Below are 26,009 nucleotides of genomic sequence, written 5' to 3' on the forward strand. Positions count from 1 at the left end.
AAGGGGCGCCATGATCGTTTTGGGGCGACGTGGGTCAGTTCGTCCAGGGGCGTAGCTTTTCGGGGTTGCGGATGGCCCACATGTGCCTGATCCGGTCGTCTGCGATGTCGAAGGCGATCACCGTCACGGTGACGCCGGCTTGTTGGAGCACCAGGCCGGGTTGGCCGTTGACCGTGCGTTCCAGGATCGTCATGTCGGGTGCCTTGCCGGCGATGTCGATGATGGTGCGGGCGATCTGTTCGCTGCCTTGGATCGGGTGGAGTTCGGCGCTGACGAGGCCGCCGCCGTCGGCGATCGTCGTGGCGTCGGGGTCGAGGAGCCCGACGAGGGCGGCGATGTCCTTGGCCTCCCATGCCCGCTTGAAGTCCCGGACGATGTCGGCCTGCCGGGCCGTGGGCGTCGCGGGAGCCCGCGACGTGCGGATGCGGCGGCGGGCCGAGGAGGCCAGCCGGCGGCAGGCCACCGGTGTGCGGCCGACGATCTCGGCCACTTCGGCGAAGGGGTAGCGGAAGACATCGTGCAGGATGAACGCGACGCGCTCGGCCGGGGTCATCGATTCGAGCACGATGAGGAAGGCCATGTTGATCGACTCGTCGAGGGTGACCCGGTCGGCCGGGTCGACCACGGTCCACTCCGTGTGTTCGGGCAGCGGTTCGGGGATCCATTCGCCCACGTAGCGCTCGCGCCGGGCCCGTGCCGAGCCGAGCAGGTCGAGGCAGATGCGGCTGGCGACCGTCGTCAGCCAGGCGCCGGGGGATTCGATGGCGTCCTGCTGTTGCCGGGGCATGGCGTACCAGCGCACGTAGGTCTCCTGCACGACGTCCTCGGCTTCTGCCAGGGAGCCGAGCAGGCGGTACGCGAGATTGAGCAGATGGCGCCGCTCGCTCATGATCGCGTTCAGGCCCGGATCGGGACGGCCGGTGGTCATGGTCTCGACGACTCCCTTGGTCGCGTCTGCCCTCATCAGTCCGACGAGACAGCGCACCGAGGTGTGAGGTCGGCGCGTCACCTCACATTCTGAGGGGGCGTGTCGTCGTACTGCCGAGACGAACACATCGTCCAGGCAACATCCCTCCGGAGGGAAGACGGCGTCCCCGCCGGGACGTGCGGCGGGGGCGTTGGGAGTCAGCGGGGTTCGGGCCTGCCGCCGGGGGTGATCTGCTGGAACAGGGGCTTGCCGACCCCGAGGAGCGTGCGGCCCATCATGCCGTTGATGATGCCGGCGGCGGAGGCGTACCACGCGCAGATGGCGGTGAGGATGCCGATGTAGCCGCCGACCTTGATCGTGCTCTCGCTGGTGGCGAAGTTCCCGATGAACAGGATGATCTCCGTCGCCTCCAGCGTCACGAACACCGCGAGGACGGCCTGGTTGACCTGGGTGGCCCACAGCATCATGTAGGTGTTGAAGATCGCGAAGGCCAGCAGGATCCAGCCGAGGTCGTTGGCCTCCTGGGTGGGGGTGGCCCCCTTCGCGACCAGGAGGACGTACAGGCCGAGGCCGATCCAGAAGCCGCCGTAGGACGAGAAGGCCGTGGACCAGAACACGTTCCGGTTGCGGAACTCCCACATGCCCGCCAGGAGCTGGACGAGGCCGCCGTAGGCGAGGGCGTAGCCGAGCCATGCGTCGGTGCCGTCGGTCCAGGCCGCGTTCTTGACGGACAGGAGGAACGTGGTCAGGGCCAGGGCCGCCAGGCCCAGGGGGGCCGGGTCGGCGACCGCGGGCGGTGTCTGCGGAGTGGACTCCTGCTCGACGTGGGTCATGGTGCCTCCTTGGTGGAGTCCCATCGCCATGTCTCGCTCGGTCTGGGGTCGGCCGGGCAGGGATGGACGAAGGAATGCGACAGCGGACGTCGGGAAAGGCCGCACCGGCGGTGACGAGACTCGCGTTGCCCCATACTGATCCGACCTCACCGTCATGCCAGGCATCCGGCGCGATTCAGATGGCGTCAGATGCGTCCCTGAAGTGCGGGGACCGCTGACCGGACGGTGTATCCGGACAGTCCCGATTCGGATCATAACTTCCGGCCGGCCGCCCGGTCAGGACCCTGTTCACGGGATATTCCCGGCCTATGCCCACAAAATCGCGTGATCAAAGTTGAATTGGGATGCCGGAGACGTTCTCGGCGTCCTGTGAGGTGCTCGATATGGCGTGAGGCGTCCTGGTCATGTCCAGGTTTTTCCTCACCTGGATCTCGCCTTTGTCATTCCGTACGGGAGTTGAACGAATCGGCGCTAATCATCGACAAGGCATGGCAAGGAAATGTCGGTCACCGGCGGTCCGTCATGGTGCCGAATGGGCCGGTGTGACGGCTGTTGGCAGGGGCCGTCAGTCGACCACGGCCTTGCTGAACGTCGGCGGGTCTCCCAGCATGGCCCGGTGCGACCGCGGCCGGCTGCCGTCGACGTCCACGACGCCCAGCTCCTCGCCCAGCTCGGCGCCGATGACGACCTGCCCGGACCACCTCATCGGATCCTCGTGCCGCGCAAGGGCGTCGATCACCCGTCCGCTGAACTGCGGGGACTCCGCCCCGGCCGCGAAGGACGCGTACCGCTCCGGGACCCCCTCGAAGAGGGCCCTGTTCCGTTCGGTCTTCAGCAGGCCCATCCACAGTGAGATGACGGCCACGTTGTAGGGCCGGAAATCCACCGCCATGTCGTGGGCCATCTTGTCCACGGCGGCTTTCCCCGCCCCGTAGGCCGGGCCGTGCATATAGCAGCGGCCACCGAAGGACGAGGTGTTGACGACGAGCCCCGCACTGTTCTCGATCAGCAGGGGCGCCGCGTAGTAACTCGCCACGTATGCCGAGCGCATTCCCACGTCGAACATGCTCTGCAGCGCCAGCGGCTTCTCCCAGAAAGGCCCCTTGCGGGCCAGGCCGTCGGGAATCGTGAAGGCGTTGTTGACGAGAATGTCCAGCGCACCCGACTCGCGTTCGACCCGCTCGAACAGGGCCGCCACCTGATCGTCATCGGAATGGTCGCATATCACCGGGACGCCGGTGCCGCCGCGCTCGTCGATCTCCCGGGCGGTGGCGAAGACCGTGCCCGGGAGTTCGGCGTCGCCCTCGGCGCGGGTGCGTCCGGTGACGTACACCGTCGCTCCCGCCTCCCCCAGGGCGAGCGCTATTCCCTTTCCGGCGCCGCGGCTGGCGCCGGTGACGACCACCACACGGTTCTCGGTCAGGCCCATTCGTCTCTCTCCGCAAGGAATTCCAGCATCACCGCGGGGGTCTCGCCGGACTTCTCGATCTGCGTCATGTGCCCGGCCCCTTGATCCCGGCCATGCGCGGTTCCTTACCTCGGGATCCTCCGCGACCGACTGTGCAGGACGCCGTCCCCTCCGACCCCGGCCGTCCCGCTCAGTGGGAGCCGGGCCCTCCGGGCATGGGCAGCGTGATGCGGACGATCGTGCCCTTGGACGGTGCGGAGAGGAGTTCGGCGCGTCCGCCATGGGCGGCGGCTATGGCGGCCACGATGGGGAGGCCGAGGCCGGTGCCGCCGCGGTCGCCGCGGTGGAAGCGCTCGAAGGCGCGGGCGGCGGTCTCCGGTGCCATGCCCGGCCCCTTGTCCGCCACCTCGATCAGCCCCGGAGCCAGACGGATGGTCACGGGCGTTTCAGGGGGCGTGTGGGCGCGGACATTGGCCAGGAGGTTCGCGAAGACCTGGCGTATGCGCGCCTCATCGACGTTCGCGACGAGCGTGTCCGGGGCGTTCAGGCTGAGGGGACGGTCGGGTTCGGCGGCGGTCGCGTCCGCCACCGCGTCCCGTGCGAGGACGACCAGATCGGCCGGTACCGGGTGCAGGGACGCCTCGCGGTCCAGGCGGGCCAGCTCCAGCAGGTCGGTGACCAGGTCGTTCATCCGGCGCGCCTCGCCCTCGATGCGGCGCATCGCGTCCGGCAGTTCGGCGGGGCCGAGGGCGCCGTGCCGGTAGAGCTCGGCGTAGCCCTGGATCGTCGTCAGCGGCGTGCGCAGCTCGTGGGACGCGTCGGCGGCGAACTCGCGAACCCGGGCCTCGGAGCGGCTCCGCGCCCAGAACGCCTGCTCGATCCGCTCCAGCATCACGTTGATGGCGGCGGCGAGCCGGGCGGTCTCGGTGCGCCGGCCGGGGCCCGGCATGCGGGCGCGCAGGTCGCCGCCGGCGGTGATCGCGTGCGCGGTGGCGGCCATCCGGTCCAGCGGCAGCAGGCCGCGGCGGATGAGCCACCGCCCGAGCACGAGCAGGGCGGCCAGCAGCAGCGCGCCCGTCGCCACCTCGGAGAGCACGAGATTGCGGACGGCCGCGTGGATCTCGCTGAGCGGGGAGGCCACGACGACGATGCCGTTCCGCCATGGCCGGGCCACCGCCCGCAGCCCGGGAAGGGAGAACGGTTCGAGGTTGCGTGCGCGGGCGGCCAGTTCGTCCCGCCCGAGCCTCTCGATCGCGGTGACGGCGGGGCCTGAGACCGGGTCGTCGCCGCTGAGGACGCGCACCCGTCCCGCCTGCCCCACGGCCAGCACCACGAACTGCGTCGGCGCCACGCCCTGCTCGGGCAGCCCGGGACGCAGCAGCCGGGACACCGCCCGGTCCCGGGTGGCCTCAAGCTGCCGGTCGACCCGGTGCATCAGGTAGCCGTTCAGGACGAGCGCGCTGACCAGCCCCATGATCACCAGTCCGGCGGTGGTGACCGTGAGCAGGCCGGCGAGCAGCCGCGCGTTGAGCGTCATGGCCGCAGCGCGTAGCCGACACCGCGCCGGGTGTGGATGAGCGGGGGGCCGAGCGGGTCGAGCTTGCGCCGCAGGTAGCTGATGTAGGTCTCGACGACCTGCGGGTTGCCGTGGTCCCAGCCCCACACGCCCTCCAGCAGCCGGGCGCGCGACAGGACCACGCCCGCGTTCCGCATCAGGTAGGCGAGCAGGCGGAACTCGGTCGGCGACAGGTCGACCTCGACGCCGCCGCGCCGGACCGTCCAGTGGGCCTCGTCCAGTTCGAGGTCGGCCACGCGCAGGACGGTGTCCTCGGACGGCGCCGGCGGCGGGGCCGTCCTGCGCAGGACGGCCCGCACCCGTGCGATCAGCGCCTCGATGGAGAACGGCTTGGTGACATAGTCGTCACCGCCGAGGGTGAGGCCGATGACGGTGTCGGACGGGGTGTCCTTCGCGGTCAGGAAGATCACCGGAACCTGGTCGCCGTCCGCGCGGAGCCGGCGGCACACCTCGAAGCCGTCCAGGCCGGGCAGCATGACGTCCAGCAGGACGAGGTCGGGACGCTCCTTGCGGACCGCCCGCAGCGCCTCCTCGCCGGTGGCCGCGGTGCCGGTCGTGAAGCCGTGGAAGCGCAGCGCGACATCGACGAGGTCACGGATGTTGGCCTCGTCGTCCACGATGAGCACCCGCCGGCTCTCGCTCATCGGCTCCCGCAGATCGTCCGTTCGGGCTGTCGCTTCGACGGTACCGCCCGCCGGTCAGCGGTGCCGGGGGACGCGGATCAGGCGGGCCGTGCGGGTGTTCCCGGTTCGCTCGCCGGCGACGAGAACCTGGTCGCCGGCGGCCAGGGCTTTGAGGGTGGACTTGTCGCCGTCCTTGCGGACGTGGGTCTTGTCGTCGGCGGTCCATGTCCACGACACGCCGTCGACGCTGCTGACGGTGACTCCGCCGGACGAAACGGACGTGATCTTCCCGCGCTGCCAGGTCGCGAGGTGGAAGCCGTCCCTGCGCTGGACGGTGGCCTCACCGTGGACGCCGTGAAGGGCGCGCGCCCGCCGGAACGGGTGCCCCTTCCCCGGATGACCGGGATGACCGGGGTGCGCGGTGGGGGAGGCGGAGGGCGCGGGATCGGCGGCGGACGCGGGGACGGCGAGGTACAGGCCGAGCCCGAGGAGGCCGGCGGCGCCGGCTCCGGCCGCGATGGTCTTGGTTCGCATGTGGTTCAGCCAACCGGAGGCGCCTGGCAGCAGACCTCCGCGAATCCTGGGAGAACCCTGGGAGTTCGGCTGCCGCGGCGGTATGTATGACCCATACAAGCCATATGCCGGATGCTTATGCATAGGAGGGACACGCCGCGACTACACCGGGCGGATCCCCCGCCTCTCCCCGGGCACCCTGACCCGCTACGGGCCTTCCCTGCGCCGCCCGGTCGGCCCCCTGCACTGGGCGGGCACGGAAACCGCGACCAGGTGGGCCGGCTACATCGACGGCGCGGTCGAATCCGGCCACCGCACCGCCGCCGAAGCGGCCCGCAGGCCCGCCGGCTAGCCGGAGCCGGAGCCGGAGCCGGAGCCGGGGTCAGGGTCGGGGGCGGAGCCGGGGGCGGAGTCGGCGAGGGTTTGCAGGACCTGGTCGCCGTACTTGGCGAGTTTGTTCTCGCCTACGCCGTTCACCCGGGACAGCTCGTCCAGGGTCGCGGGGAGGGCGGTGGCGATCTCGCGGAGGGTCGCGTCGTGGAAGATGACGTAGGCGGGGACGCCCTGCTCCTTGGCGGTGGCGGCGCGCCAGGCGCGGAGGCGTTCGAAGATCGGCATGGCCTCGGCGGGGAGTTCGGCGGGCGCCTTGGCGGACTTCGCGGCCTTGGCGGTCTTCACGGTCTTCGCGGCGGGACGTTCCGGCTCGCGGCGCATCATCACCGTGCGCCGCCCGCGCAGGACCTCGCCGCTCGTGTCGGTCAGGACGAGGGTTCCGTGGTTGCTCTCCACGGCGACCAGCCCCTGCGCGAGAAGCTGCCGGATGACGGCGCGCCACTCGACGTCCCGCAGCTCGGCGCCGATGCCGAACACCTTGAGCGAGTCGTGGTCGAACTGGATGACCTTCGCGTTCTTCTTGCCGAGCAGGATGTCGACGATGTGGCCGGCGCCGAACTTCTGCCGCCGTTCGCGGTCGAGCCGGACCACCGTGGACAGGACCTTCTGGGCGGGGACGGTCGCGTCCCATGTCTCGGGCGGGGTCAGGCACGTGTCGCAGTTGCCGCAGGGTTCGGCCGGCTGGCCGAAGTAGGCGAGGAGCCGGGCACGGCGGCATTCGACGGCTTCGCAGAGGGCGAGCATGGAGTCGAGGTGCGCGCTCTGGCGGCGCCGGTGGTCGGCGTCCCCCTCGCCGCCGTCGATCATCTTGCGGAGGTTGACGACGTCCTGCAGGCCGTAGGCGAGCCAGGCGGTGGACGGGAGGCCGTCACGCCCGGCGCGTCCCGTCTCCTGGTAGTAGCCCTCCACGGACTTGGGCAGGTCCAGGTGGGCGACGAAGCGGACGTCGGGTTTGTCGATGCCCATGCCGAAGGCGATGGTCGCGACGATGACGAGGCCGTCCTCACGGAGGAAACGTGCCTGGTTGGTGGCGCGCGTCTCCGCGTCCAGGCCCGCGTGGTAGGGGATGGCCTCGATGCCGTTCTCGGTGAGGAACGCCGCGTGCTTCTCCACCGAGTTGCGGGACAGGCAGTAGACGATCCCGGCGTCGCCCTTGTGCTCGCTCTGGAGGAGGCGCAGGAGCTGGCGCTTGGCGTCGGTCTTCGGCTCGATCCGGTACTGGATGTTGGGGCGGTCGAAGCTGGCGACGAAGTGCCGGGCCTGGTCGAGCTTGAGACGAGAGGCGATCTCGCCGCGGGTCGACTCGGTCGCGGTCGCGGTGAGGGCGATGCGCGGGATGTCCGGCCAGCGTTCGTGCAGGCCGGACAGCATCAGGTAGTCGGGCCGGAAGTCGTGCCCCCACTGCGACACGCAGTGCGCCTCGTCGATCGCGAACAGGGAGACGTCGGCCCGGTCGAGCAGTTCCACGGTGGAGGCGAGCTTCAGCCGCTCCGGCGCCAGATACAGCAGGTCGAGCTCGCCCTGGACGAACTGGGCCTCGACCACGCGGCGCTCGTCGAGGTCCTGGGTGGAGTTGAGGAACCCCGCCTGGACGCCGAGTGCGCGCAGCGCGTCCACCTGGTCCTGCATGAGGGCGATGAGCGGGGAGATGACGATGCCGGTGCCCTTCCGGACCAGCGCCGGAATCTGGTAGCACAGCGACTTCCCGCCGCCGGTCGGCATCAGGACGAGCGCGTCCCCGCCGGCGACCACATGCTCGATGATCTCCCGCTGACCGTCCCGGAACGTGTCGTAGCCGAACACGCGCCGCAGGGTGTCGAGCGTCTCCGGCATCTCGGGGGAAGTCATCGGCCCATAGTATGAACCGCCGCCGACACCCGTCCCGGGAAACCTCACCTGTGGACGGCCCGCACCAGCTCCGGTGTCACTTCGTCCAGATGGCCGGCGACGTGGGCGGCCAGCGCCAGGGCGTCCGCCGCCACGGGGTGGGCCGGACGCGGGATCGCGATCACCGTCATCCCCGCCGCGTGCGCCGAGCGGAGCCCGTTGCCGGAGTCCTCGATGGCGACGCAGTCACGGCCCGTCGCATCCATCCGGGCGGCGATGGTGAGGTATCCGTCCGGTGCCGGCTTGCCGCGCTCGACCTCCTCGGTCGACACGGTCGCGTGGAACAGGCCGGCCACCCCGAGCTTCCCGAGCACCAGGTCGATGAGGATGCGCGGGGACGAGCTGGCGAGCCCCAGCGGACGGTACCCGGCCATCCGGCGGACGGCCTCCTCGGCGCCCGGCAGCACCGGCAGCCCCTTCTCGTAATGCTGCGACATCTGGTCGATCACCTCGTAGGCGACGTCCTCCCCGGTGAGGCCGTCGACGAGATCGGAGGCGATGTACTCGGCCCACTCGTCGGTGCTCATGCCCACCAGCCGGTCCTGGGTGTCGGGCAGCCAGCGTCCGCCGTGGTCGGCGACGAAACCGCGCCGGACCTCCTCCCACACCGGTTCCGAGTCGATCAGGACTCCGTCCAAGTCGAACACGATGGCCTGCACGGACATGGCCCCTCCCCCAGGAGCTCGCGCAGCGATATATCGTCCACTACCCGGTGTGGTCGGGACGGAACCCCATGCGTGCCCCATGATGCCGCCTTACCGGATTTATCCGGCGAATGCGACATGATTTCGTTTCGGTCTGGCATCGTGGTGCCCCTCCGTTCCCCCTCCGGAGTCACTGCAGAGGAGATCTGCCCATGATGTTCCTCGGTTTCCTGCTGGTCGCGATCGTCATCGCCGTCGGAGCCGGTGTCGTTCTCGACAACACCGACACCGCGCACCTCGTCGTTTTCGGCCAGGCCGTGCCCGGCCTGAACAACGAATGGCAGGTGTTCTTCGCAGGCGCCGGCATGGCGCTCGTCCTCGTCCTCGGCATGACGCTCACCGTCGTGGGCGCCGCCCGCCGCATCCGCACCCGCCGGGACCTGCGCGACCTGCGCGACGAGCACAAGGAGTCGCTGACCACGCTGGAGATGGAGAAGCGCCGCCTGGAGCGCGAGCTCGCCCGCGTCCGGCAGGGCACGGCCCGGCGGTCCGGGCAGCGGGAGCCGGCCGCGCCCCCGCAGCGGGAGCAGGGCCCTGCGGCGCAGCGGGGACCGGCCGCGGCGCCGCAGGGCGTGCGCGCCGGGTCCCGCTCGCAGGTCTCCGCGGCCTCCCCCTTCTTCGAGCGCAACGAGTAGCGCGACGCGTAGTACGCGGTGGTGACGGGACGAACCACCCGAATCGTCACGTAGAAGGATGGCGGCCGCATCTCGCACCGGCAATGATCGTGGTGTGCGGATTCTTCTCAAGGTGGGCATCACCGCGGTCGCCCTGTGGGTCGCCACCGTCCTGTTCTCCGGCATCACGCTCGGCGACCAGACGACCGGCCGGCGCGTCCTCACGCTGGTCGGCGTCGCGGTCATCTTCGGCCTGGTCAACGCCATCCTCAAGCCGATCATCAAGACGCTCGGATGCGCGTTCTACGTCCTCACGCTGGGGCTGATCGGCCTCGTCGTGAACGCCCTGCTGCTCCTGCTGACGAGCGAGGTCGCGCAGCGGCTCGACCTGCCGTTCCACGTCGACGGCTTCTGGTCGGCGTTCTGGGGCGCGATCGTCGTCGGCGTCGTCGGCTGGCTGCTGCACCTCCTCATCCCGGAGGACGACGACGACTAGTCCGCGGTGGCCGGCGCACGCCCGAACGGGCCAGCCCCCGGCAGGCCGGACGGCGCGCCGGTGTACTCGCGGTACTCCGGCGGACGCGATCCGGACGCGCCGATCAGCACCCAGCGGTGCGTCCGGACGGCGCCGATGAGGAACTCGGCATCCGTCACCGCCCCCGCGTCCGCGACGATCAACGTGTCGAACTCCTGGCCGGGGGCGGTGAGGGCGGCGCCGAGCGGCGTCCCGATGACGACGTCGGCGGTGCGGAGCAGGACATCGCCCTCCACCGCCGCGCCGCCCTCCAGATAGGCGGTGAGCTGCTCGATCCTCGCCATGGCGCGGCGCTGATGGGCCGGGACGGCCGCCGGGTCCGCGGTGGGATCGGCGCCGCAGATCTCCACCACGTTCTCCCGCGAGCGGGCCTCGGTCAGCGCCGCCGTCTCCACCTCGGCCGCGCGGGCGGACATCTCCGCCGCGGCCTCCTCGGTGCGCCGCGCGAGCACGGCCGCCGTCTCGGCCGCCGTCGCCGTGGCGGTCTCCGCGCCCGCGCGGGCCCGGGCCGCCGTCGCCAGCGCCTCCTCGCGGGACGTCCGGGCGGCGCTCACCCGGTCGGCGATCTCCTGCACCACCTGGTGCGCCGCCCGCGCCCGCAGCCCCGCCTCCGTCGCCCGCTCCACGGCCTGCGACGCGAGTCGCGCCTGCTCCCGGTGCTCGGCCCCGGCCTTCTCCCGCTCCGTCGCCAGCCAGGTCAGCTCCGTGCCGAGCCGCTCCTGCGCCTCCTGCGCCTGCCGCAGCCGCGCCCCGCCCTCGGACACGAACGTCGCCAGCCCCCGCCGCACCCGCTCCGCGTGCTCCGCCGCGTCCTTGGCCTCCCGCGCCCGCCGCGCCGCCTCGTCGGCGTCCCGCGCCCGGGCCTTGGCCTCGTCCCGCAGGGCCCGCAGCTCGGCCGGCGGCGACGCCACGTGCAGCCGCTGCCCCAGCGTCATCTTCCGGCGGACCGCCGACACCGCCGACTCCGCCGACACCAGCCGGTAGTAGGCGGCATGGCCCTCGGCGGCGGCGTCCGCGTCCGCCGCCGTCAGCCGGTGCGCCTCCTCCGCCGCGGCGGGCAGCGCCTCCCGCGCCCGCGCCAGCTCGTCGGTGAGGGACGCCTCGGTCTCCCGCGCCGCCCGCAGCTCGGACCGCGCCGTCTTCTCCCGCTCGTCCAGCTGGATGCAGCGCGCGTAGGACGCGTCGGCCGTGCGGGTGAGGGCACCGGCCTCGTCCGACGTCCGGTCGGCCTCCGCCTGGAGCCGCTCCGCCTCCGCACGCGGCTCCTCCAGCTCGGCCTCGGCCTCGCTCTGGACGGCGGCGAACCGCTCCGCCTCCGTCTCGGCCGCCGCGGCCGCCCCCTCGGCCTCTTCCGCCGCGGTCCTCGCGTCCTCGATCGCGCTCCGCAGCGCCGCCTGCTCGGCCTCCAGTTCCGCGCCGCGCCGCAGGTTCTCCGCCTGGACGGCCCGGAGCGCCGCCGCGTCCCGCGGCCACTGCTCAAGCCACATCAGCCCGCGCCGCAGCAGCCGCGCCTCGGTCTGCCACGCCCGCCGCCACGCCTCCCCGACCGGCCGCAGCGCCGCCGACCGCACCCGCGTCTCCGGCGCCGACGGACCCTCCGCCGGGACGATCGGCTCCACGCCCTCGGGCGGCAGCACGGGAAGCGGCTCCGCCCGCGTCACGGTGGACGAGGTGTCAGGGGCCGGGGCGTTGGGGACCGGGGTGTCGGGGGCGGCGCCCACGGGCCTGAACTCGACCGTCCCGTTGGACCCCGGGTCCCGCAGCGGCGGCGGCTCTTCGACGGGCGGCAGCGCCTGCGTCTGCACCGACTCCTCGACGGGCGGTTGCGTTTGCGGCGGCTCCTCGACGGGCGGTAGTGCCCGCGTCTGCACCGACCGCGCCTCCGCCGACTCCGGCCGCGTCTCGATCAGCAGCGAGAAGACCTCGGGATCGCCCTCCATGCTCCGCAGCAGGTCGGCGGCCTGCTCCGGAGTGGGCGCGATGAGGAGGGCCCGCGCGTCCGCCGCCGTGAGCTCCTTGACCGCCTCCCGGACGGCGCCGGCCTCCCCGCCCTCTTCCACGTGGACGAGCCGCAGGGCTTCGGAGTCCGGCGGCTCGGGCGCCACCAGGAAGCGGGCGAGCACCTCCCACTCACCCGCGACCCGGCCGTCCCGCAACGCCCGCAACGCCGCCACATGCGGCGCCCACCCGACCGGCGGAACGTCCTCGGGCACCTCCCGGAGCCGCGCGTCGATCCGCTCGTAGAACTCGATCAACGGCCCGTAGACGCTCGCGACCAGCTCGCTTCCGCCCCAGCCCCCGTCCGCCGGAGCCGGTGCGTCCGCCGCCTCGGTGTCCGCCGCCTCGGTGTCCGGGACGTCGGTGTCCGGGACGTCGGTGTCCGGTACGTCGTGCACAGCCTCCTCAGCAGCCTCGTCCGCCGTGTCACCGGCGCTCGCCGTGCTCTGCCGGTCCTGTTCCCGTTCGTCCTCGGTGGGCTGGGCAGAGACGCTCGGAGGCGCGTTGTCGGGCCCGTTGGGTTCTTCTGGGTGTTCCACGACGCCATCCCGTCCCAGATCGTCCGTCCGGGGCCGTATCTTCCCCTTCTGCCGGGGACTAACGTCTCACAGGTCGGAGATCAGTGGTGACCGGCCAGGGCGGCGTGATGATCTTCACCGGGGCGGGGCTCGGGGTCGGCGTGGACGAGGGCGCCGGACAGGCGGGGCAGGGCGTGCAGGAGGCTGTGCTCGGCGTCCACGGCCACCTGATGGGCCCGGACGAGGGTGGCGGCCGGGTCGACCACGACGTCGCATTCGGCGCGCAGGCTGTGGCCTATCCAGCGGAGGCGCACGTCGCCCACGGCCAGGACGCCCGGGGTTGCGGCGAGGGCCGACTCGGCGCGGTCGACCAGTGCGGGGTCCACGGCGTCCATGAGGCGGCGCCAGACCTCGCGGGCCGTTTGCCAGAGGACGGTCGAGATGACGACGGTGATCAGCAGGCCGACCACCGGGTCGGCCCAAGGGGCGCCCAGGGCGACGCCTGCGGCGCCCAGAAGGACGGCCAGGGAGGCGAAACCGTCTGTGCGGGCGTGCATCCCGTCGGCGACCAGGGCCGCCGAGCCTATGCGGCGGCCTACACGGATGCGGTAGCGCGCCACGAGTTCGTTGCCCAGGAAGCCGACCAGGGCCGCGCCCGCCACGGCCGGCAGGTGGTCCACGGGCTGCGGGTGTGCCAGGCGTTCGACGGCGGCGTATCCGGCGGCCAGGCAGGAGGCGGCGATGGCCAGGACGATGACGATCCCCGCAAGGTCTTCCGCGCGGCCGTAGCCGTAGGTGTAGCGGCGGGTGGGCGGGCGCCTGCCGAGGAGGAAGGCCACCGCCAGCGGGACGGCCGTCAGCGCGTCGGCGGCGTTGTGGAGGGTGTCGCCCAGGAGGGCCACCGAGCCGGTGAACGCGACCACCGCCGCCTGGAGGACGGTGGTCGCGCCCAGCCCGGCGAGCGAGATCCACAGGGCGCGCATGCCCTGGGCGCTCGCCTCCATCGCCGAGTCCACCTTGTCGGCCGCCTCGTGGGAGTGCGGCCGGATGATGTGCCGCAGCCGCCCCCGCCCGCGACCGTGGCCGTGTCCATGCCCGTGACCATGCCCGTGACCGTGTCCATGCCCGTGACCGTGTCCGCTCATGGGTCCACGATGAACCACGAATCCCGTTGCAGCATCTCGACAACTGCAGTGTTGCCGCAGGTACGGGGGCTGTGTCAGTGCGGGTTCGTGGCCAGTAGCTCCGCCAGGAGGTCGTCCAGGGTGACGATGCCCGCGAACTCGCCCCGGGCGTCGTTCACCACGGCGAGCTGGGCGCGGGCGCGGCGCATGCGGCTCACCGCGTCCAGGACGGTCGTCTCCGCCGTGAGAACGGGCGCCGGGTGCGCGAGTTCGCCCGCGTGGCGCTCGCCGTCCGGTTCGGTGATGGCGGCGCGGACGTGCACGATACCGGTCATCGCGCCGTCCGCGGCGCGGACGAGCAGCCGGCTGTGGCCGCTCGCGGTCGCGGTCCGGCGGATCTGCGCGGCGGTCGCGTCCGCGCCGATCGTGGTGACGGACGTGGCGGGCACCACGAGGGGGCCGACGGTGGCCTCGCGCGCGGAGATGGCCCGGCGGAGCAGTTCGTGGTCGCGCCGGCCGATGAGGCCGAGGCGGCGGGACTCGCCGACCAGGTGGCTGAGCCGCGCCGGGTCGGTGTGGCTGTCCAGCTCGTTCTTCGGCGTGACGCGGATGAGCCGCAGCAGCGCGTTCGTCGTCGCGTTCAGCGCCGACAGGATCGGCCGCGACACCTTCGCGAACGCGCGGAACGGCAGGGCCAGGATGAGCGCCGACCGTTCCGGGTGCGCGATCGCCCACGACTTCGGCGCCATCTCGCCGACGACCATGTGCAGGAACGTGACGACGGTGAGCGCGGTGCCGAGCGCGATGGCCTTCACGCCGGCCTCGGGGACGCCGAGCCCGTGCAGCGGCGGTTCGAGGACGTGCTCGAACGCGGGCTCGGTGACGATCGCGAGGCCCAGCGAGCACATCGTGATGCCGAACTGCGCGCCGGCGAGCATCAGCGACAGCTCGCGGACCCCCGCGACGGCGGCGACGGCGGGGCGGCTGCCCTTCGCCGCGGCGCGTTCGAGCTGCGGGCGGTTGGCCGCGACCAGGGCGAACTCGGCCGCGACGAAGAAGCCGTTCCCGATCAGCAGCAGGACGGTGATGAGCAGTGACGGCAGCGGGTTCACGACACCTCCGCCGACGCGGTGGCGGTCGCCCTGATCAGGATCTTCTCGGCGACGCGCCGGGCCACGCTCACGACCTCCAGCTCGACCGTGCCGGTGTCGAGGTCGATGGTGAGGCGGTCGCCGGGGGACGGCAGCCGCCGCAGCTCGGCCATGACGAGCCCGCCGAGGGTGTCGTAGGCGTCGCCTTCGGGCAGGTCGAGCCCGGTGAGCCGACCGACCTCGTCGATGCGCATGCCCGCGTCGACGAGCCATGACCCGTCCGGCCCGGACGTCGGCGCCTCCGCCAGGCCGTCGGTCTCGTCGGTGATCTCGCCGACGAGCTCTTCGGCGACGTCCTCGAAGGTGAGGATGCCGGCGAGCCCGCCGTACTCGTCCACGACGCAGGCGAACTCCTGGCGGGAGTCGCGCATCCGCTCGATGACCCCGTACAGCGGCTGGCTGCCGGGGACGAGCAGCGCCGGGCGGGCGATCCGGCCGACCGGGGTGGACGGGTCGAGGGTGTCGTCGGCGACCTCGCGGACGCCCGCGACGCCGACGATGTCGTCGACCTCCGTCCCGTAGACGGGGTAGGCGCTGTGCCCGGTCTCGCGGATCAGTGCGATGAGGTCGGCGACGGGCGCGGTCGCCGGCAGCGTCCGGACCTGCGGGCGGGGCACCATGACCTCGTCGGCCGTCAGGTCGCCGAACGACAGGGCGCGCTCCAGCAGGCCGGACAGGTCGGCGGGCAGGTGCCCGGCGCTGTGCGACTTGCCGATGATGTCGCCGAGCTCCTCCAGCGTCACCCCGCCGTGCAGCTCCTCGACGGGCTCGACGCCCACGGCGCGCAGCAGCCGCTCCGCCGCGCGGTCGAACAGCCGGATCAGCGGCCCGGCGACCGTCAGGTACACGAGGGTGGACGCGGCCAAAGCGCGCGCCAGCGACTCCGCGCGCGCCAGGGCGAGGTTCTTCGGGAACAGCTCGCCCAGGAGCATCTGGATGAGCGTCGCCAAGACGAAGCCGGTGGCGAGCGCGATCGCACCCGTCGCCCCCTTGGGGACGCCCACGACCTCCAGAAGCGGCTGTATCAGCTCGGCCAGGGCCGGCTTGGCGATGAAACCGACGATCAGCGTCGTCATCGTGATGCCGAGCTGCGCGCCCGACAGCATGAACGACAGCCGGCCGATGACCTTGAGGGCTCTTCTGGCGGCCACGTCGCCGCGTTCGGCGGCCTGTCCGAGCGTCGCGCGGTCGGCGGCGACGTAGGTGAACTCCTGTGCGACGAAGTACCCGGTGGCGGCAGTGAGAAGGATCACCGCGAGCACTCCCAGCGCCGCGCTCACCATGAGGCACCGGGTCTATGACTGGGGTCCGACACCGCGGACTCACCACTCCTCTCGTAATCGGCCTACCTGCGTAACGTCATCGTGAACAACGACGTTCCCGGTGCACAGGGTACGGGGCGGTGCCGATCTGTCCCTTGGCCAGAGGTCCTTTTACGTGATTCAGCGCTGGGCGAGAGGACCTTGCCTCCGTTAGTGTCACGGATCACACTTATATGAGAGTGTACGTCCGATACTGAACCGATCCGTGCTCCCGGACCGGTGCAGCGAAGGGCGGGCTCAGGGGGGCCGGAGAAGCGATCGCGGGGCAGACGTTGGACCACAGCGGGGCCGGGGCCGCCGCGCCCATGAGCCGTGAAGGCGTCGACCATGCCCTGCGCAAGCTCCAGGACGAGCGGGAGCGCATCTCCGCGTCGCTGGATGAGCTCGACCGGCACCCGGGCGTCCGGCTGCTGAAGGGCGCCCGGCTCACCGGCGAGACGTGTCGCCGGTGGGAGGAGGTGCGGTCCCGGCTGACGACGCTGTGGCTGCTCTTCGACGCCTACCAGCGCGTCCTGGACGAGGCGTGCGAACTGCGCGCGCGGTCGGCCCGTCCGGACGCGGCGAGGCTGACCGAACTGTCGGAGATGCTGGCGGGCTTCTCGGTGGAGCTGCCGGGCGGTGAGATCCCGCTGGAGCACCGCACGCTGCTCGGCCCGCGGGAGCGCCGCATCACGCTGGACGAGGCCGTCGCCATGATGTCGGACGCCTACGAGTTCGTCGCCCGGGAGGTCGCCGCCGCCGACACCGCCTGGACGGCGCTCCTGCAGCCCCTGGAGCAGGCCGAGGAGGGCTGGCGGAGGGCGGCCCGGCTGGCGCACCTGCTGGACGGCACCCGGCATCCCGAACTCGACCGGGTCGGCCGCGAGCTGTCGGCGCTCGGCCGCATCGTCCGCACCGATCCGCTGTCGCTCGTCCACGACGGGCACCCGGACACCGGCCGCCTCGACCGTGTCCGCGCCGTGCTGACCGCGCTCGGCGACGAACTCGCCGGCGTCGCCCGGATGCGCGACGACTACGCCGAGCTCCTCGCCGGGGTCACGGCCACGGTCGAGGAGGTCGAGGACACCGAGCGGCGCGCCCATGAGGCGTACGCGGCCGCCCTCGTCAAGATCCACTCACCGAACCTGCCGGCGCCGGCGCGCGATCTCGGCAGTGCGCTCCGCGACCGGCTCGTCGCGCTCGAACGGCTCCGCGAGGCGGGCCGCTGGGTCGAGATGGCGGGCCGTTTCGCCGAGCTCGAACGCGCCGCCGAGGAGGCGCTGGAACGGGCCCGCGGTGATCTGCGTCTCAGCGCCGGCCTGATCGACCGGCGGGGTGAACTGCGCGGGCGGCTGGAGGCGTACCGGGCGAAGGCGGCGCGGCTCGGCCTGGCCGAGGACGAGGGGCTCACCAAGCTGCACGCGGAGGCCCGCGAGGTGCTGTGGACGGCCCCTTGCGATCTGCGCAGGGCGACGGCGATCCTCGCGGAGTACCAGCGGGAGATCAGGGCGGGCGAGAGCGAGACGGGGACGCGGCGATGAACCGATGCACCCAGCCCGGCTGCGCGGGTGAGGTGGACGCGGACGGCTTCTGCGACGTCTGCGGCATGGCTCCCGCCGCCGGAGCCGAAACCCCCTCCGTCCCCGCCACCCCCTCTGTTCCGGCCGCCGGAGCCGTCCCCGCCCCGGCCGTCCCCGCCGACCCCGCGAGAGCCGGATACACGGCGGCGGCGCCGGTGCGGGTTCCGGCCGCGGTGACCACGCGGACCCCCGCCGCTCCCCCGACGACCCGGGAGCCGGGGCCGTCCGTCCCGAGCGGGCCCGCCGGGACATCCGGGAGTTCGGCGGGCAGCGGCCCGGGGACGGTCGGCTCCGGCCGGACGGCGTCGCGCGGCGGCACCCGGGGCACCGGCTCCAGCGGCTCGGCCCGGCGCGGGATGCTCGGCGCCGGGCTCGTCGAGGTCCCGCCCGTCCCGGCCCGCGACCCCGCCTCAGCGATCATGGAGAATCCGGAGGTGCCGGAGAACCGGCGCTACTGCAGCCGGTGCGACGAGAAGGTCGGGCGGAGCCGGGGCGGGCGCCCGGGCCGCACCGAGGGGTTCTGCCGCAGCTGCGGGCACCCGTTCTCGTTCACGCCGAAGCTGCACGCGGGCGAGATGGTCGGCGGGCAGTACGAGGTGCTCGGCTGCCTCGCGCACGGCGGGCTCGGCTGGGTGTACCTGGCCCGCGACCACAACGTGAGCGAGCGGTGGGTCGTCCTGAAAGGGCTGCTCGACAGCGGGGACGCCGACTCGCTGGCCGCCGCGACCGCCGAGCGCGCGTTCCTCGCCGAGGTCGAGCACCCCAACATCGTCAAGATCTACAACTTCGTCCAGCACGGCGACTCCGGCTACATCGTGATGGAGTACGTCGGCGGGCGCTCACTGAAGGACATCCTGCTCAGTGTCCGCGCCGAGCACGGCGACCAGGCGGCGCTGCCGCTCGGCCAGGTGATCGCGTACGGGCTGGAGGTGCTGAGCGCCCTCGGCTACCTGCACGGTGTCGGGCTGCTGTACTGCGACTTCAAGCCGGACAACGCGATCCAGTCCGAGGAGCAGCTCAAGCTGATCGACCTCGGCGGGGTCCGGCGGGCCTTCGACGTGGACGGCCCGATCTTCGGCACGCCCGGCTACCAGGCGCCCGAGATCGGCTCGCAGGGCCCGTCGATCACCTCCGACCTGTACACGGTGGGACGCGCGCTGGCCGTGCTCAGCTTCCCGTTCCGCGGCTACACCGGACGGCATCTGCGCAGCCTGCCGCCGCGCGACCAGGTGCCGCTCTTCCAGCGGCACGAGTCCTACCACCGGCTGCTGCGGCGCGCGACGCACCCCGATCCGGCGCGCCGGTTCCAGAGCGCCGCCGAGATGGCCGAGCAGCTCACCGGCGTCCTGCGCGAGGTCCTGGCGGCCGAGGACGGACGTTCCCGTCCCGCGCCGTCGCCGCTGTTCGGGCCCGAGCAGCACACGGCCGGAACCGAGATCGTCGGCGGCCTGGAGGGGGACGCGCGGGCGGGCGGCGCGGCGCCCGTCCTGGCGCCGCTGGAACCGCCGGCCGCCGCCGCGGCGCTGCCCGTCCCGCTCGTGTCGGCGGCCGATCCGGCCGCCGCGTTCCTGTCCGGGCTCACCGCGCGCGACCCCGGAGACCTGGCGGCGGCCCTCGGTTCCGCGCCGGTCGCGTCCCGGGAGGTGCGGCTCGCGCTGGTGCGCGTCCGCATCGAACTGGGCGATCTGGACGGCGCCGGCCGGCTCATCGAGGAGCTCGCGGCCGAGGCCCCGGACGACTGGCGCGTCGACTGGTACCGCGGTGTCCGCGCCCTCGCCGGCGGGCGCGGCACGGAGGCGGTCGCCGTCTTCAACGACCTGTACGACCTCGCGCCGGGGGAGCAGGCGCCCAAGCTGGCGCTCGCGTTCTGCTACGAGAGCTTCGGCGACATGGGCAACGCCGGCCACTTCCACGAGACGGTCTGGCGCACCGATCCGACCCACGTCAGCGCCGCGTTCGGGCTGGCCCGCACCTGTCTCGCCGCCGGTGACCGGGCCGCGGCCGAACGCGTCCTGGACTCGGTCCCCAGCATCTCCAGCCACTACCTCGCCGCGCAGCTCGCCGCCGTCGCCACCGCCGTCCGGGGGAGGAGCCCCGGCGAGCTGGACGCCGCCACGCTCACCGAGGCCGGCCGGCGGCTCGCGTCCCTGCGCCTGGACACCGAACGCGCCGCCGCGTTCACCGCCGAGGTCCTGGAGGCCGCGCTCGCCTGGGTCCGCGCCGGCCGCGCCCCGCTCCCGGCCGGTATGCGCCAGCGGATCCTCGGCACGGAACTGGCCGAACCGGCGCTGCGCGCGAAGCTGGAGGAGACCTACCGGGTCCTCGCCAAGCTCGCGGACGGCGCCGGCCGGCGGCACGCGATGGTGAAACGGGCCAACGCCGTCCGCCCGAGGACGCTGCTATGACCATGGACGCCGACCGGCGCGCCTCCGGCATGCTCTGCCGCACCCGCGGCGAGCCCGCCGGCGGCACGGCGGCGGTCGTCCCCCGTCCGCCGCGGGGACACGACAGGGAGCGGGGCAGATGAGCGAGTTTCCGGAGTTCACCGTCCGCGTGGACCAGAATCCCCACCTTCCGGTCGGCGGACGGGAGATGCACGCGATCGTGTCCGTGGCGGCGCGCTCGTCCGGGACCGGGACCGGGAGCGGCGCGAAGGCGGCGGAGGTCATCATCATCGACACCTCCGGCTCGATGTCGTACCGGGGGAAGATGGCGGCGGCGAAGCGGGCCGCGCGGGCGGCGGTGAACGTGCTGCGCGACGGTGTCCAGTTCGCGGTGATCGCCGGCGCGAACCGGCCGCGGATGATCTACCCCCAGGGGGAGCGGCTCGTCGAGGCGAACGAGACCGCCCGGCGCAGCGCGGTGAACGCGATCGGACGGCTGGAGGCGGCCGGCGGGACCGCGATCGGGTCGTGGCTGCGGCTCGCCGACCGGCTGTTCACCGGGTACGACGACGCCGTCAGGCACGCCATCCTGCTGACCGACGGCAAGAACCAGCACGAGTCGGCCGCGGAACTGGACGCGGCGCTGCGCGCGTGCACCGGGCACTTCCTCTGCGACGCGCGCGGCGTCGGCACCGACTGGGACGTCGCCGAACTCCGCAAGATCACCTCGGCGCTGCTGGGCGGGTTCCTGGACGTCCCCGACCCCGCCGACCTGGAGGCCGACTTCCTGGCGATGACGCGGGCCGCGATGAGCAAGGAGGTCGCGGACGTGGTGCTGCGCGTGTGGACGCCGCAGCAGGCGCGGCTCCGGTTCGTCAAGCAGATGGTCCCGGCCGTGGAGGACCTGACCGGCCGGCGGGTCGAGTCGGGGACGCAGACGGGCGACTATCCGCTCGGCGCGTGGGGCGAAGAGTCCCGCGAATACCACATGTGCGTCGAGGTGCAGCCAGGCGACGTGGGACGGCAGATGCGGGCCGCGTGGGTGAAGCTCATCGCGGACGACCGGGTGCTCGCGTCCGGGAACGTCCTCGCCGAGTGGACGGACGACGAGGCCCTCTCGACCAGGATCAACGGCCGGGTCGCGCACCACACCGGGCAGTCGGAACTGGCCGAGGCGATCCAGGAGGGGCTCGAGGCGCGCCGCGAGGGCGACGAGGACACCGCGACCGCCCGGCTCGGCCGCGCCGTCGTCCTCGCCCGGGAGGTCGGCAACGAGCAGATCTCCGGCCTGCTCGCCAAGGTCGTGGACGTCGTGGACCCGGTGCGCGGCACCGTGCGGCTGAAACGGGACGTGTCGAAGGCGGATGAGATGTCGCTCGACACCCGTTCGGTCCGGACCGTCCGCACCCGGCAGGACGACGACGCCGGGAACAGGGCCGGAGGCTGAGGCGGATGCCGGTCTGTCCGTGCGGGCACACGTCCGAGGCCGCCGACTACTGCGACGTCTGCGGCGACCTCATCGGGGGCGCCGCACCCGCGAAGCCGCTGGAGACGGGGGTGTGCCCGCGTTGCGGGACGCCCCGCTCCGGCCGCTTCTGCGAGGTCGACGGGTACGACTTCGAGACCGGCGCCGGCCACACCGCCGAGCTGCCGGCCGGCCGCGCGGCGCGGGTCGCGCCGCCGGTGCCGCAGCCGCGCACGGGGAGCGGGCCGCTCGTGTCGGACGGCCCGTCCGCGCTGGTCAGGGCCGACCGCGACTACTTCGACACGGTCGTCGCCGAGATGGGGCGAGACGCCGCGGACCTCACCTTTCCGCCGTACTGCCCGGAGCGCCGGATCCCGCTGATCGGCGACAGGGTCCGGATCGGGCGGCGCAGCACGTCCCGCGCGATCCTGCCGGAGATCGACCTGAGCACGCCGCCCCAGGACCCCGGCGTGTCGCATCTGCACGCCGTCCTGCTCGCGCAGCCGGACGGCACCTGGAACCTCGTCGATCCCGGCTCGACGAACGGCACGACGGTGAACGGCGGCACCGAGCCGATCCCGGTGAACGCGCCGATGCCGATGGGCGACGGCGACCGCATCCACGTGGGCGCCTGGACGACCATCACGCTGTCCCTGCAGGAGGGCCCGCCATGACGATGAGTCCCGCGCCGCCCGCGGCCCCCGCTCCCCGGACGGCCGGACCGGGCGCGGCACCGCCGGCGGACCCGCGGCGCGCCGGCCGGCTCGGAACGTTCCTCCGCGGCCGGTGGCTCAAGACGATCCCGGGCCGTATCCGCGCGCACGTGGTGCTCTGCCTGGCCGCCCTCGTCGCGCTGCTGGCCGTCCTGACCGTGGCGACCGGGAACGCGCGCGACTCCGTCCAGACGATCGGGCACGACGCGGGCCCGCAGGTCGTGGCGACCGGGACGCTCTACTTCGCGCTCAGCGACATGGACGCGCAGGTGTCCAACATCCTGCTCATCGGGCGCGAGCACGACCTCGGCATCGGCTACGACGAGTCGCTGCGGGTGTACGAGCAGCGGCGCGCGGAGGCGGACGCGGCGGCGGTGCAGGCCGCGCAGCTCGCCGGCCGCGACCCGGCGCTGAAACGGACCGTCCAGGAGGTCCTGGACGGCCTCGGCCGGTACGAGCGGCTCGTCGGCCAGGCCATGCAGCTCGACGCCCAGTCCAACCACGCGCCCGGGGAGCCGCCGGGCCAGGTCGTCGACGCCTACCGGCAGGCCACCGACCTGATGAGGCTGCAACTGCTGCCGAAGGCGTACAACATCACGCTCGACAGCGGCGCGCGCGTCCGGCAGTCGTACGAGACGAAGCGGTCGGCGGTGCTGGCGGGCCGCGCGTGGGTCGCCGTCACCGGCGTGGTCGCGCTGCTGCTGCTGATCGCCACGCAGCTGTACCTGACCCGGACGTTCCGCCGCCTGCTGAACCCGGCGCTGGCGCTGGCGACGCTCGCCACGATCGTGCTGACCGCGGCCGGGACCGGCCTGCTGACGGCGCACGCGGGCCATATCAGGAAGGCCAAGGAGGACGGGTTCGACTCGATCCTCCAACTGTCGCGGGCGCGGGCGATCAGCCACAGCGCGTTCGCCGACGAGAGCCGCTACCTCCTCGACCCGGGACGCGCCGACACCTACGAGCAGACCTACCTCGACAAGTCGCTGTCGGTGATCTACCCGGACCTCGGTGACAAGCCCGTCAACCTGGAGAACTACTACGCCGGGCTGGAGCAGAAGGCCGCCGCGTACAAGCCGGGTGAGGGCGCCGTCCCGTTCCTCGGCTTCTTCGGGGACGAGGCGCGCACCGCCGGCAGGGGGCGCGAAGCGGACGCGCTGGGCAGGACGCTGGAGGCGTACCGGGCCGTCCAGCGCAACGACGCGCGGATGCGTCGGCTCGCCGCGTCCGGTGACCGGGCCGGCGCCATCGACGTGCGGATGGGCCGCACGTCCGGCGCCATCCGCGACTTCGACGCCTTCGACGCGGCGCTCGGCGCGCTGACGGCCGTCCACCAGGACGCCTTCGACACGGCGATCAAGGACGCGGACGGCGGGCTGCGCGGCTGGGACGCCGCGCCGCCCGCCGCGGCGGCCGTCATCGCCCTTCTGATCATCGCGGGGGTCCGTCCCCGGCTGGCCGAGTTCCGCTGACCGGAGGAGAGCACGCCATGCGCGGTACCCGAGCCACCGCCGCCGTCCTGACCGCCGCGACGGTGCCGGCGCTGCTTGCGGCCTGCGGTCTCGGCGGCGCCGAGGAGACGTCCGCGGCCGGCAGGGACTCCCTCGTCATCGGGGTGAAGGGGGACCAGCCGGCCCTCGGCGTCAAACGCCCGGACGGGACGTACGAGGGCTTCGACGTCGATGTCGCCACCTACATCGCGGGGAAGATGGGCGTCCCGAAGAGCCGCATCACGTTCCGGACGACGAACTCCTCCGTCCGCGAGGAGGCGCTCGCGAAGGGCACCGTCGACATGATCGTGGCGACGTACTCGATCACGGCGAAGCGCAGGATGAAGGTCACGTTCGGCGGCCCCTACTACGTCGCCCACCAGGACACCTTCGTCCGCGCCGACGCCACCTCGATCAAGAACGTGCGGGACCTGAAGGACAGGCGGATCTGCCAGGTGACCGGCTCCAACTCCTGGCGCCGCGTCATCGAGGAGCGCAAGGTCGCCGCGAAGCCGGTCACCGTGGGCACCTACGGCGCCTGCATGGACGCGCTGGCCGCCGGGAGGCTGGACGCCGTGTCGACCGACGACCTGATCCTCGCCGGGTTCGCCGCCGGCCGTCCCGGACGGATGATCAACGCGCCGTTCACCGACGAGAAGTACGGCGTCGGCCTCAAGAAGGGCGACCTGAAGGGCTGCGAGGAGGTCAACCGGGCCATCACCGGCATGTACCAGGACGGCACGGCCGAGCGGCTGCTGAACAAGTGGTTCGGCAGGTCGGGGTTGAAGCTGACGACGAGCGTCCCCCAGTTCGAGGGCTGTACCTGAGCGTCAGGGCGTCGTGGTGGACGGGAACGCGACGATCGCCTCCCGCAGCGTGTCGTAGATCGGGATGAACTTGTCGAGCCCGGTGATGCGGAAGACCCGCTGGACGCGCGGCGGCAGCGCCACCAGCGCGATGTGGCCGCCGCGCTCGCCGGCGCGGCGGTTTGCGGCGACGAGCGCGTTCAGGCCCGTCGAGTCGCAGAACGTGACCTCGCGCATGTCGACGACCACGGGCTCGTCCATGTCGACGACCTCGAAGAGGGCCTCCTCGAAGTGCGACCGTGCCACCACGTCGATGTCGCCCTGTACACGGACGACGGTGCAGCGGTCGTCGCGCATCAGGTTGATGTCGAAGTCCATGGTCACCTCACGCCCCACTCCGGTGGTATCCGGCCATCTCAGGTGACTTCTCAGGATTGCGCACCCGTGCCCGCTTTCCAAGCACTACCCGGGATGGAGGACCTGGCCGTCCGCCCGGGCTCGGGACCGTAACGCCGTAGCGGACACTCGGCCGGTCCTTGGTCTCAGACTCTACCCGACGTGCCGTCCGGGGCGTCCGATGCGTCCGGGGGTGCCCGGGAAACGGAGGCAATAACTTACTCAAGAGAAACTTACTGATAGGTAAGAAATGCCGTTCAATCCTGGTTTGCCGTACTGTGACCTGCGGATGGACCATTTCTTACCCGCCTGTACACGCGAAAGGCGGACGGTGACCCGGGCCCGGATCGGCGCAGAGGTTACAGTGGCGGTGGCGAAATTCGGGAGGCTGGGTGTTCTACACGTTCATGACGCGGGTGGTGCGTCCGATCCTCTGGCTGCTGTTCCGGCCGCGCGTCATCGGGGGTGAGAACGTACCGGGCTACGGGCCGCTGATCGTGGCGAGCAACCACCTGTCGTTCATCGACAGCTTCATCATCCCGCTCGCGGTCCCGCGCCCCGTCACCTACATCGCCAAGGCCGACTACTTCGAGGGCGGCGGGCTCAAGAAGGGCTTCGTCCGCTGGTTCCTCACCAACCTCGGCCACGTCCCCGTCCGCCGCGGCGCCCGGCGCGCCGCGATGGGCGCGCTGGAGCAGGCCGCCGAGGTCCTCGACAACGCCGGCGCGTTCGCGATCTACCCGGAGGGCACCCGCTCCCCGGACGGGCGGCTCTACCGCGGCCGGACGGGCATCGGCTGGCTCGTCCTCCAATCGGGCGCCCGCGTCCTGCCGGTCTCCCTCGAAGGCACCGAGAAGATCCAGCCGATCGGCGCCGGCCTCCCGCGCGTCTTCGGCCCGCGCCCCACCGTCCGGATCGGCCCCCCGATGGACTTCTCCCACTACCGCGACCTGCCGCCCGCCAAGGCACGCCGGGCGATCACCGACGAGATCGTGGAGACCATCCAGAAGATGTCCGGCCAGGAGTACGCCGGCGAGTACAACGAACGCGCCGAACAGAGCTGACGGCG

General features: G+C 72.5%; 24 protein-coding genes. 11 read left to right on the forward strand and 13 right to left on the reverse strand.

All coding sequences use genetic code 11. The annotated features are described in order from the left end of the window. Window positions 1-34 precede the first annotated feature (34 nt). The 6 genes from sigJ to AF1_RS05630 all read right to left on the reverse strand — a co-directional run bounded on the left by sigJ (window position 35) and on the right by AF1_RS05630 (window position 5,902). Entirely contained in the window at window positions 35-964 is a 930-nt protein-coding gene (gene sigJ, locus AF1_RS05605; RefSeq protein ID WP_242608553.1) for an RNA polymerase sigma factor SigJ, read from the reverse strand. A 161-nt stretch (window positions 965-1,125) separates the two neighbouring features. Then, window positions 1,126-1,761, reverse strand: coding sequence for an acetate uptake transporter (locus AF1_RS05610; RefSeq protein ID WP_067793923.1), 636 nt, complete (start codon window positions 1,759-1,761; stop codon window positions 1,126-1,128). 565 nt (window positions 1,762-2,326) lie between these two features. Beyond that, a complete protein-coding gene (locus AF1_RS05615) occupies window positions 2,327-3,190 on the reverse strand; it encodes an SDR family NAD(P)-dependent oxidoreductase (protein ID WP_067793924.1) in 864 nt (287 codons plus the stop codon). Between the two features lie 169 nt (window positions 3,191-3,359). After that, window positions 3,360-4,706 (reverse strand): sensor histidine kinase, encoded by a 1,347-nt coding sequence (locus tag AF1_RS05620; RefSeq protein WP_067793925.1) that lies wholly within the window; start codon window positions 4,704-4,706, stop codon window positions 3,360-3,362. Further along, complete coding sequence (locus tag AF1_RS05625; RefSeq protein WP_067793926.1) at window positions 4,703-5,389, reverse strand: response regulator transcription factor; 687 nt, start codon at window positions 5,387-5,389, stop codon at window positions 4,703-4,705. The genes AF1_RS05620 and AF1_RS05625 overlap by 4 nt, the downstream gene beginning before the upstream one ends. 54 nt (window positions 5,390-5,443) lie before the next feature. Continuing rightward, a complete protein-coding gene (locus tag AF1_RS05630; protein WP_067793927.1) occupies window positions 5,444-5,902 on the reverse strand; it encodes a DUF5666 domain-containing protein in 459 nt (152 codons plus the stop codon). An 82-nt stretch (window positions 5,903-5,984) separates the two neighbouring features. Between AF1_RS05630 and AF1_RS33045 the strand changes: the two genes are divergently transcribed. After that, entirely contained in the window at window positions 5,985-6,233 is a 249-nt protein-coding gene (locus tag AF1_RS33045) for an FAD-dependent oxidoreductase (protein ID WP_084262481.1), read from the forward strand. Here AF1_RS33045 and recQ read toward each other — a convergent pair. Both recQ and AF1_RS05640 read right to left on the reverse strand, forming a co-directional pair. After that, window positions 6,230-8,122 (reverse strand): DNA helicase RecQ, encoded by a 1,893-nt coding sequence (gene recQ, locus AF1_RS05635; protein ID WP_131732277.1) that lies wholly within the window; start codon window positions 8,120-8,122, stop codon window positions 6,230-6,232. The genes AF1_RS33045 and recQ overlap by 4 nt on opposite strands. 44 nt (window positions 8,123-8,166) lie before the next feature. After that, window positions 8,167-8,826: an HAD family hydrolase gene (locus tag AF1_RS05640; protein WP_067793929.1), complete on the reverse strand. Its 660-nt coding sequence runs from the start codon at window positions 8,824-8,826 to the stop codon at window positions 8,167-8,169. 191 nt (window positions 8,827-9,017) lie between these two features. Between AF1_RS05640 and AF1_RS05645 the strand changes: the two genes are divergently transcribed. Next, on the forward strand, window positions 9,018-9,500 hold the full coding sequence (locus tag AF1_RS05645) for a hypothetical protein (RefSeq protein WP_174548821.1): 483 nt from the start codon (window positions 9,018-9,020) through the stop codon (window positions 9,498-9,500). Window positions 9,501-9,558: 58 nt separating this feature from the next. Continuing rightward, window positions 9,559-9,975: a phage holin family protein gene (locus AF1_RS05650; RefSeq protein WP_067793930.1), complete on the forward strand. Its 417-nt coding sequence runs from the start codon at window positions 9,559-9,561 to the stop codon at window positions 9,973-9,975. On the opposite strand, the gene AF1_RS05655 is transcribed toward AF1_RS05650, so the two are convergent. The 4 genes from AF1_RS05655 to AF1_RS05675 form a co-directional block, all read right to left on the reverse strand. Continuing rightward, window positions 9,972-12,551: a coiled-coil domain-containing protein gene (locus AF1_RS05655; protein ID WP_131732275.1), complete on the reverse strand. Its 2,580-nt coding sequence runs from the start codon at window positions 12,549-12,551 to the stop codon at window positions 9,972-9,974. The two genes, AF1_RS05650 and AF1_RS05655, sit on opposite strands and share 4 nt — an antisense overlap. Window positions 12,552-12,631: 80 nt before the next feature. Continuing rightward, the gene (locus AF1_RS05665; RefSeq protein WP_067793933.1) at window positions 12,632-13,675 is read right to left on the reverse strand and encodes a cation diffusion facilitator family transporter; all 1,044 of its coding nucleotides are present in this window, start codon (window positions 13,673-13,675) and stop codon (window positions 12,632-12,634) included. A 74-nt stretch (window positions 13,676-13,749) separates the two neighbouring features. Continuing rightward, window positions 13,750-14,766 (reverse strand): hemolysin family protein, encoded by a 1,017-nt coding sequence (locus AF1_RS05670; RefSeq protein WP_067793934.1) that lies wholly within the window; start codon window positions 14,764-14,766, stop codon window positions 13,750-13,752. Further along, complete coding sequence (locus tag AF1_RS05675; RefSeq protein WP_242608552.1) at window positions 14,763-16,058, reverse strand: hemolysin family protein; 1,296 nt, start codon at window positions 16,056-16,058, stop codon at window positions 14,763-14,765. The genes AF1_RS05670 and AF1_RS05675 overlap by 4 nt, the downstream gene beginning before the upstream one ends. Window positions 16,059-16,432: 374 nt before the next feature. On the opposite strand from AF1_RS05675, the gene AF1_RS05680 reads away from it, so the two are divergent. The 7 genes from AF1_RS05680 to AF1_RS05705 are packed head-to-tail and all read left to right on the forward strand — an operon-like array spanning window position 16,433 to window position 24,565. Further along, window positions 16,433-17,647 (forward strand): hypothetical protein, encoded by a 1,215-nt coding sequence (locus AF1_RS05680; protein ID WP_067793935.1) that lies wholly within the window; start codon window positions 16,433-16,435, stop codon window positions 17,645-17,647. After that, window positions 17,644-20,091 carry a serine/threonine-protein kinase gene (locus AF1_RS05685; RefSeq protein WP_084262483.1) on the forward strand — a complete coding sequence of 816 codons (2,448 nt, stop codon included), beginning with the start codon at window positions 17,644-17,646 and terminating at the stop codon, window positions 20,089-20,091. Before AF1_RS05680 ends, AF1_RS05685 begins: the two co-directional genes overlap by 4 nt. Beyond that, the gene (locus tag AF1_RS36165; protein ID WP_255218781.1) at window positions 20,088-20,213 is read left to right on the forward strand and encodes a hypothetical protein; all 126 of its coding nucleotides are present in this window, start codon (window positions 20,088-20,090) and stop codon (window positions 20,211-20,213) included. Before AF1_RS05685 ends, AF1_RS36165 begins: the two co-directional genes overlap by 4 nt. Next, window positions 20,210-21,517 (forward strand): vWA domain-containing protein, encoded by a 1,308-nt coding sequence (locus tag AF1_RS05690; RefSeq protein ID WP_067793936.1) that lies wholly within the window; start codon window positions 20,210-20,212, stop codon window positions 21,515-21,517. The genes AF1_RS36165 and AF1_RS05690 overlap by 4 nt, the downstream gene beginning before the upstream one ends. A 5-nt stretch (window positions 21,518-21,522) precedes the next feature. Beyond that, complete coding sequence (locus tag AF1_RS05695; RefSeq protein WP_067793937.1) at window positions 21,523-22,209, forward strand: FHA domain-containing protein; 687 nt, start codon at window positions 21,523-21,525, stop codon at window positions 22,207-22,209. After that, window positions 22,206-23,720 (forward strand): hypothetical protein, encoded by a 1,515-nt coding sequence (locus tag AF1_RS05700; RefSeq protein WP_174548822.1) that lies wholly within the window; start codon window positions 22,206-22,208, stop codon window positions 23,718-23,720. Before AF1_RS05695 ends, AF1_RS05700 begins: the two co-directional genes overlap by 4 nt. A gap of 17 nt (window positions 23,721-23,737) precedes the next feature. Further along, window positions 23,738-24,565, forward strand: coding sequence for a glutamate ABC transporter substrate-binding protein (locus AF1_RS05705; RefSeq protein ID WP_067793938.1), 828 nt, complete (start codon window positions 23,738-23,740; stop codon window positions 24,563-24,565). A gap of 3 nt (window positions 24,566-24,568) precedes the next feature. Here the strand turns inward: AF1_RS05705 and AF1_RS05710 are convergent, their stop codons facing one another. Next, entirely contained in the window at window positions 24,569-24,922 is a 354-nt protein-coding gene (locus tag AF1_RS05710; RefSeq protein ID WP_067793939.1) for an STAS domain-containing protein, read from the reverse strand. A gap of 410 nt (window positions 24,923-25,332) precedes the next feature. Between AF1_RS05710 and AF1_RS05715 the strand changes: the two genes are divergently transcribed. After that, entirely contained in the window at window positions 25,333-26,004 is a 672-nt protein-coding gene (locus AF1_RS05715) for a lysophospholipid acyltransferase family protein (protein ID WP_067793940.1), read from the forward strand. The last annotated feature ends 5 nt before the right edge of the window (window positions 26,005-26,009 follow it).

Source organism: Actinomadura formosensis NBRC 14204, from assembly GCF_001552155.1.
Taxonomy (GTDB): Bacteria; Actinomycetota; Actinomycetes; order Streptosporangiales; family Streptosporangiaceae; genus Spirillospora; species Spirillospora formosensis.